7 protein-coding genes and 2 pseudogenes are annotated in these 7,178 nt (G+C 61.4%); 5 read left to right on the plus strand and 4 right to left on the minus strand.

Annotated features, from left to right (window positions below):
- From L9Z73_RS21945 to L9Z73_RS21960, 4 genes are all read left to right on the plus strand, one after another.
- Positions 1-632 (plus strand): pyridoxamine 5'-phosphate oxidase family protein (locus L9Z73_RS21945; protein ID WP_247405395.1); only part of this gene is annotated, 632 nt, incomplete at its 5' end.
- 200 nt (positions 633-832) lie between these two features.
- Positions 833-1,459: a hypothetical protein gene (locus tag L9Z73_RS21950; RefSeq protein WP_247405397.1), complete on the plus strand. Its 627-nt coding sequence runs from the start codon at positions 833-835 to the stop codon at positions 1,457-1,459.
- The gene (locus L9Z73_RS21955; RefSeq protein ID WP_247405400.1) at positions 1,456-1,974 is read left to right on the plus strand and encodes a hypothetical protein; all 519 of its coding nucleotides are present in this window, start codon (positions 1,456-1,458) and stop codon (positions 1,972-1,974) included. The genes L9Z73_RS21950 and L9Z73_RS21955 overlap by 4 nt, the downstream gene beginning before the upstream one ends.
- Positions 1,971-2,477 carry a hypothetical protein gene (locus L9Z73_RS21960; protein ID WP_247405403.1) on the plus strand — a complete coding sequence of 169 codons (507 nt, stop codon included), beginning with the start codon at positions 1,971-1,973 and terminating at the stop codon, positions 2,475-2,477. Before L9Z73_RS21955 ends, L9Z73_RS21960 begins: the two co-directional genes overlap by 4 nt.
- A gap of 92 nt (positions 2,478-2,569) precedes the next feature.
- On the opposite strand, the gene L9Z73_RS21965 is transcribed toward L9Z73_RS21960, so the two are convergent.
- The 3 genes from L9Z73_RS21965 to L9Z73_RS21975 form a co-directional block, all read right to left on the minus strand.
- Positions 2,570-4,087, minus strand: a complete 1,518-nt coding sequence (locus L9Z73_RS21965) for an ArnT family glycosyltransferase (RefSeq protein ID WP_247405407.1) — start codon at positions 4,085-4,087, stop codon at positions 2,570-2,572.
- A 9-nt stretch (positions 4,088-4,096) separates the two neighbouring features.
- On the minus strand, positions 4,097-5,752 hold the full coding sequence (arnT, locus tag L9Z73_RS21970) for a lipid IV(A) 4-amino-4-deoxy-L-arabinosyltransferase (protein WP_247405410.1): 1,656 nt from the start codon (positions 5,750-5,752) through the stop codon (positions 4,097-4,099).
- Positions 5,753-5,939: 187 nt separating this feature from the next.
- Positions 5,940-6,620, minus strand: a complete 681-nt coding sequence (locus L9Z73_RS21975) for a histidine phosphatase family protein (protein ID WP_247405413.1) — start codon at positions 6,618-6,620, stop codon at positions 5,940-5,942.
- Positions 6,621-6,821: 201 nt separating this feature from the next.
- On the opposite strand from L9Z73_RS21975, the pseudogene L9Z73_RS21980 reads away from it, so the two are divergent.
- Positions 6,822-7,058: pseudogene (locus tag L9Z73_RS21980) on the plus strand (ATP-binding cassette domain-containing protein); the annotation flags it as partial.
- Here the strand turns inward: L9Z73_RS21980 and L9Z73_RS21985 are convergent.
- A pseudogene (locus L9Z73_RS21985) lies at positions 6,984-7,160 on the minus strand (TauD/TfdA family dioxygenase); the annotation flags it as partial. The pseudogenes L9Z73_RS21980 and L9Z73_RS21985 sit on opposite strands and share 75 nt — an antisense overlap.
- Between the last annotated feature and the right edge of the window lie 18 nt (positions 7,161-7,178).

Consider the following 7,178-nt stretch of genomic DNA (forward strand, 5'->3'; position numbering starts at 1 on the left):
CGGTTGCCGCCGTCGGCTTGCTCGGCATCGACCTCGACACGCGCCGCCGCAATCGCCTGAATGGGCGTGTCGGCGCGCTGGATCACGGGGGCTTTGCGGTCGATGTGGTCCAGTCCTTCGGCAACTGCCCCAAATACATCCAACTGCGACCTGTCGATGGGGTCGCCCGCAAACCCGGGCAGGTGGCCGAGCGCAGCAACCGCCTGGATGACGCCGCACACGCGATGATCCGCAACGCCGACACCTTCTTTGTCGCCAGCTACGTGGACATCGACGGCGAGCGCTCGGTGGACGTCTCCCATCGCGGCGGCAACCGCGGCTTCGTGCGGGTGGAAGGCAACGTGCTGACCATCCCCGACTTTGCCGGCAACCTGTTCTTCAACACCCTGGGCAACCTGCACGCCAACCCGGTGGCGGGGTTGTTGTTCATCGACTTTGCATCGGGGGACGTGATGCACCTGGCCGGGCGCACTTCACTGATCCTCAGCGGGGCCGAGGTGGCGCGGTTCGAGGGCGCGCAGCGGTTGTGGACGGTCACGGTGGAGCAGGTGGTGCGCCGCCCGGCAGCGTTGGCATTGAGGTGGCGGTTTGCGGAGTTTTCGCCGTACAGCCTGGCGATGGGGCGCTGGTAGGACGTCGCTGGAAAGCCTGGGGGGCGAGCGGGTGGTCAAACCCTCATCCGTGCCGTACCATTCGCCCCCCTCGCAGTGACGCGAGGCGCAGCGCCAGGATGGCTCATTGCATGTCTTTCCTGTGGCGTCTGCAGCTCCCTTTTTGCCCGCGTTCAGGATTCGACATGTTTTGCTTTTCCAGGCCTTTGGCCTTGCTCCTAATGTCTGCAGCCTTGGCGGGCTGCGGTACCCAGCCCGCGTCGCTGGTCAGTCAACCTCTGCAACCAGGCCCCGAAGAACCGGTGGCTTATCTTGTGGGCTCCATCGGCCCGCAGAACCTCAAGGCGTCTCCCGCACCCAACCAGCGCCTGTTGTTTCGCAAGCGTGGCTCAGCCTTTGGGGCCGCCGGTATATGGGTCGGTGTCGGGCGGGAAACGCCTCAGGATGTGAAGGACGAGGCCGGCGTCGCCAGTGTGTTTGTGCTGCCGCTCAAACCGGGAGATTATGAGTTTTATGATTTCCAGTTCTTCTCCAGCACCTATTCACCCACTCTGGGCACCACTTACACCTCGGTCCAGGCTCGGGAGAAGTTCAACCTGCCGATGCGCCTGCAAGCCGGCAAGGCCTATTACCTCGGTGAATTTCGCTCGCTGTGCCTGGGGGCTTCCCTGTGCGCCTTCCGTTGGCGCGACCAGCAAGGTCGCGATGAACCGATCGCGCGACAATCGGTTCCGCGCTTGCCGGCGCTGGAGTTGATACCGCTGGATTATCGCAGCGCCGCCCCGCATATCATCGCGCCGCCGTCTACCGCTGCGGGCCAGAACACCCCTCAAGAGATGCGTCCATGAACCGCGTTATTACCCTGGGCGTCCTGGCGCTGCTGACTGGCTGTGCGGCCACCAATACCCTGCCCGAGCGCGCGTTGCCCGACGGTCAGGACTACCTCAAGCCGATCCATGTCATGGTCGACGACCCGCTGAATGCTGCGCAAATCCGTAACCAGTTACGCGAAACCGGGGTGTTTCGCAGTGTCGAAACCGGCCAAGGCAAGGCAGGGGATTATTCGGTGTTGATTCGCTTCAATAGCCAGCGCGATTTGCCACCTTTCCCGGTAATTCTGCTGAGTACGGCGACACTGTTTTTGCTGCCCTTGTCCCAGAGTATCGACACCACCACCGAGTTTTCCCTGCAACAGAATGGAAAGCTGTTGAAGCAATACAGCTATCGCAACGTGACCCACAAATACACTTGGCTGCTCGATGGCAGCGGCGGGATGCAGCAAGAGAACGTAAACCGTATCACCCGCGCCTTTGCCCAGGATGTACAACGTGATGGCCTGCTGCCTGTGGAGCACATGCAATGATCAGGATCACCTTAATGGCTGCCGTGCTGTTGCTCGGCGGCTGCGGCACCGCCCTCAAACCCCTGGACTACAAAGCTCAGCGCTCCTATGTGCCGATGAGCGTCACCATGCCGCCGCCCGAATCCCGGTTCGATCAGCAAAAGCAGCGCGAAGTCATCCAGTTGCTGCGTGATACAGGCGCCTTCAGTTTTCTCGACGGTGGTTTCAGCAAGACCGGCTACAGCCTGTTGGTCGACCAGAGTGGCGGTAAAGGGGCCGGAGTGCTCCCCGCAGTACTCGGCGCTCTGACGCTGCTGACCGTGCCAGTGCCCTACACCTACGAGCGGCAATTGCATGGCTCGGTGTTCAAGGACGGTCAACTGCTGAAAACCTATGCCTACAAGCGTGGCGGCTGGACGGCCACGACTTGGTACATCCCCATGACCGAACCGCGCAGTGAGAGTGAAATGCTCGGCGACCTGATGCGAGACCTGGACCGCGATCGCTTGATTCCCTATCAGTGAGCCGGTGAGGGATGTTCGGCGCCGCAGCGGCAACCCCTGCGGCGCCAACAGCGTGTGGCTTTGGCTGTCGTCGAGCGCCAGGGGCGGGCAGGTCAGCGCGACATCGGGATAAACGCCACACTCCCCCCCGCACGCTGGTGAAACAGCCGCTCGCCATTGTCCGGCTGAGTGGTGATCACCTGATGATCCGTGCCCAGGTACGCCAGGGGCGCGGGATCGTCCTTGGAATACTGCGCGATGATAATCGTGTGTTGCGGGTCGAAGCGGCGGCCGCTGGTGTGTTCCAGCCAGGCCAAGAACGCGGCGCTGTCGCCCTGGCGGGGGAAGTCCTGGGTTTCGGCGACGTAGTAGAACGGCTGGCCGCCGTTTTGCAGGTACATCGGCAGTTTGTTGTCGACTTCCACCAGCACCATTTGCCATTGGTTCCATGGCGCGGTCTTCTCGGCTTGAGCATGCACATCCTCGACGAAACGCGTCACGCCGCCGTTGCCGTTGGTCCAGGGATACACCACGCCGAGCACCAGCAGCATCAGTGCGGCGGCAATGCCAAAGCCTTTCTGCCAGCGCGGCCAACTGGCGGGTTTTTTCGCCAGTCGTTCGCTGAGCCACCACGCTCCCAGCAACTGGGCAAACGGCACCAGTGGCAGCACGTAGTAACTGCGGCGGCTGCCGCTGGCGGTGAAGAACACGAATAGCAGCCCCAGGCCCCATACCAGCCAGCGCACGTTGGGCGGGGCCTGACGCCAATGTCGCACGGCCAGCCACAGGCCGAGCAACCAGCACGGTGCCCAGGGCAGGGTGTAGGCGGGCAGGTAAATCAGATAGGTATAGATCGGCCCCATATGGTCGAAGGGGTCGAAGAAACGCACGACGTTTTCGCGAAATACCAGGGCCAGGCCGCTTTCGCCGTAGGTCGGCGCGCCGTAGAGGTGCGACAGCACAAAGGGGATGGCATAGAACCCGGCGGCAATCAACAGCGCCAGCACCAGGCGCAGGTTGAGGTGCCGTTTGTAGCGATGTTCGTTGAGCAGGTGCGGCAGCAGCACCAGGCCTGGCAGCACAAAACCGATCAAGCCCTTGAGCAGCGAGGTCGCGGCCAACAGCAGGAAAAACACGGTGTAGCGCCACAGTCGTGTGTCATCCGGCCCGCGCCAGTACCACCACACCGCCGCCAGCACGCCACACACGGTGAGCACATCCGCCGTGGCCACGCGCGCCCAGAACAGGAAATAGAACGTGGTGGCGAGCATCCAACCGGCGATCAGCCCGGTGCCTTTGCGAAACAGGCGCTCGCCGATCAGGTACACCAGCCAGATGCTCAACCATGCGGCAATCACCGACGACAGGCGCAGCGACCACGGCCCCAGCCCGCCCATCAGGTTGGCGAAGCCGGTGATCAGCCAGTAGGAGGGCAGTGGCTTGTCGTAATACGGCGTGCCTTTGAGGTAGGGGTCGAAGTAGTCACCGCTTTGCAGCATCTGCACGGCGATGTTCGCCCAGCGGGTTTCCGGGCCCCACAGGTCGCGACTGCCCAGGCCGAGCAGCAGGAGCAGGGCGGAAACGCCCAGCAATAGCAGCAAGGCGCCACGTTCGGTTTTCCAGACAGTCATGGACGGTTCCTAAGGGGATTTTGGATAGAGGGTGAGCACCAGGTCGCCCTTGCGATAGCGCTTGCCGCCGGGTGGCAGTTGCCCTTCTTCAAGGTGTTCGCTGGTGCTCCTGACGCGCATCAGCACCCCGACCGAGCCCTGTTGGCGGGCCTCGGCCAGCCACGACTGGACATCGTCCAGCCCGACTTTGCGGTGTGCCGCGTCTGGGTATTGCAGGCCGTATTGCAGCTCGCCTTCGGTGTTATAAAACGCGACATCCGGCCGGCTCAGGCGCCAAGCCAGTGCCGAGGCCGAGCCTAATTCGTTGCTCAGCAGGGCGTGGGTTTGCTGCAGTTCTTCCAGATGCTCCAGCACAAACTGGTCAGGCATTTCGTTATTCGATATCCGCGCCGGCATGCCTGCTGGCAGGAGCAGCACCAGCAAGCCGATGCCCAGGGCTGGCGTCGCCCAGAGTGTCAGCGGGCGAAAGGCTTGCAGCAGGTTGGTCAGGACCCAGCCCAGCAGCACAATGAAGGTCAACGACAGGTTGAACATCTCCGCATGGCTGTTGCCGTATAGCGGATCATCGATTTGCAGATAGATCAGCGTCACCATCGCGGCCATGCCGACCACAAAGTTGAGCAGGCCGTTGATGCAGATGGCGCGTGTTTTGCCCTGGCTTATCAAGTCGATCAAGGCATGCCCCATCAACAACGCCAGCGGTAACAGGCACGGCATGATGTAGGTCGGTAGCTTGCCGCTGCTCAGGCTGAAGAAACCCAGCGGCAGCAGCATCCACAGGGCGAGAAAGGCTGTCGCCGGTTGGCGCTTTTCTTTCCAGGTTTTGTGCAGCGTGGTCGGTAGCAGCGCCGCCCAGGGCAGGCACGCGACGACCATGATCGGCAGGAAGAACCACCATGGCCGTGCATGTTGCGCGGTGCCGGAGGCAAAACGGTGGATGTGCTCGTGCCAGAAAAAGAAACGCCAGTAGTCGGGCTCCTGCACATGGATCGCCCACACCCACGGCAGACACATCAGGACTGCCACGACGATCGCCAGCGGGCCATACCGCAGCAACTCGCCCAGGCGGCGTTGCCAGAGCATATAGGGCACGGCGATCAGCACCGGCAGCAGCAACGCGAGGAAGCCCTTGGTCATGAAGCCCATCGCGCAGGCCAGCCCCAGCACCGTCCAGGCGCCGAGTCGGGCGCGCGGGGTGCGGCTATCGAGGGCAAACCACAGCGCCACCAGGCTGAGGTTGACCCAGAAGGTGAATTGCGGGTCGAGATTGGAGTAGCCGGCTTGCCCCGCCACCAGGCCGAAGCTCAAGTAGAGCAAGGCGCAGGCGAAGTTTTTGCGCGGGTCGTTCCACAGGCGGCGGGCGATCAGGTAGGCCAGCAGCACGCTCAGGGCGCTGGTCAACGCCGAGGCGATGCGCACGCCGAACAGGTTCTGGCCGAACACCGCCTGGCCGAGGGCGATCAGCCAGTAGCCGGCGGCGGGCTTTTCAAAATAACGCACGCCCATGAAATGCGGTGCGGCCCAATTGCCGCTCATGAGCATTTCCTGGCTGACCTGGGCGTAGCGGGTCTCGTCGGGTATCCATAGACCGTGCAGGCCCAAAGGCAGGAGATAAAACGCGACAACGGCCAGCAGCAATAAAGGCAGAGGTTTGAATCGGGTCATGCGAACGTCGCTCCTTGACGTTTAAGTAGGGGGAAAGAATGTAAGGAAGTAATGGGATGAAAAGTCACAGTGTTCACTGAGTGGCTGAAAGTATTCATGAAGTCCTTAACTAACAGGCGCAATTAAACATGCCAGAAGTTGGCTGTCGTTTGGCTGAACATCTGCGTCTTGTATAGGTGAAAAGTGTCTAAAGTTGCTTGAGCGCCGCCGGCCAATCTCCACTGTTTATGATGCCCACGGCCTTGAGCTTGCCGCTGCCCAGCACCTCGACGAACAACGCGCTGCCGTATTCGGTGGCTTTTGCGTGGGGGTAGCCTAGGGCCCGTTCGATGTCACTGATGCAAGCGCTGTGAGTGAGCAGCACCAGGTTGTGTCCAGGCGCCTTTTGGCTGAGGATTTCTTCACCCATGGCATCACCGCAAATTGCCAGTTGGCTTGGCAATAGTTCGCTCTTGCCGAACATGAACAGCGAGGTCTGGGCGGTGCGTGTGGTCGGGCTACTGAGTACATCGCTGTTCTCCATGCCCAGGGTTTTAAAGGCTTTGCCTATGTCGACGGCCTGTTGAGTACCGTTGATCGTCAGGCCGTCAGTGGGGCCGAAGCAAGGGTTGGAGGAGCGGTCGCAGCGCTCTTCATGGCGGATCAGCACCACCAGATTGCCGTCGCGCCAACTGGCCAGTAGGCCCGACGTCAGCAGGCGATTGCCCGAGCCCAGGTCCGGTGGCGACACCGGCCAGGCCAGTAAACCTGTCAGCAACGTGCCGAACAGGGCGAGCGCAGCCATGCCCAGCCAGAGTTTCTTCAGGCGTTTTGCTCGAGCTTGATACGAACGCGGTTTGGTCAAGGTCAGGTTAACCACACTATTCACCGTAGGTACGTCAGGCAGCTTTTTATTAGTCAGGCGCAACCTGTTGGCGGTGCCCGCAGTAGAGCGAGAGCCTGTCATACAGTTGCTGTCTTTTTGCTGAAAGTTCGGGTGTTAAAAGTTATGCACGCCGACAACTAAAAAGTTGGTCGTTGTTGGTGCTTGGCTGGCACTTTATTCGGTGATCGGTAGGTAACCGGTGAAATGCATGTGAAAAATTTGCGTGACAAGGGCAGTCAGCCGTTATCCTCGGTTGCAGTCCATTGGCGAGCGAGCATTCCCATGTTGCAGGTGCAAGGTGTCCATAAATGCTACGTCACTGCGCAGGGCCCGCTGACGGTATTGGCCGGGGTCGATCTGCACTTGGCGCAGGGTAGCAGCCTGGCGCTGATGGGCGAGTCCGGTAGCGGAAAAAGCACGCTGCTGCACCTGGTGGCCGGGTATGGCTTTGCGTAGGTGCTCGGGCAGTTGGTCCCAGGCCTTGTGCATGTCGGCAAACAAGGTGTCGCCGCCTTCGGCTGGCAGTTCCTGGGCGTGCAGCATCGAGCCCAGGCTGGGCAG

Source organism: Pseudomonas emilianonis (assembly GCF_023072625.1).
GTDB lineage: Bacteria > Pseudomonadota > Gammaproteobacteria > Pseudomonadales > Pseudomonadaceae > Aquipseudomonas > Aquipseudomonas paraveronii.

What these genes read in the sequence shown, in the direction of transcription:
- L9Z73_RS21955 (WP_247405400.1), top strand. Translation starts at nt 1,456, where the DNA reads ATGAACCGCGTTATTACCCTGGGCGTCCTGGCGCTGCTGACTGGCTGT.
- L9Z73_RS21960 (WP_247405403.1), top strand. Translation starts at nt 1,971, where the DNA reads ATGATCAGGATCACCTTAATGGCTGCCGTGCTGTTGCTCGGCGGCTGC.
- L9Z73_RS21965 (WP_247405407.1), bottom strand. Translation starts at nt 4,087, where the DNA reads ATGACTGTCTGGAAAACCGAACGTGGCGCCTTGCTGCTATTGCTGGGC.
- arnT (WP_247405410.1), bottom strand. Translation starts at nt 5,752, where the DNA reads ATGACCCGATTCAAACCTCTGCCTTTATTGCTGCTGGCCGTTGTCGCG.
- L9Z73_RS21950 (WP_247405397.1), top strand. Translation starts at nt 833, where the DNA reads ATGTCTGCAGCCTTGGCGGGCTGCGGTACCCAGCCCGCGTCGCTGGTC.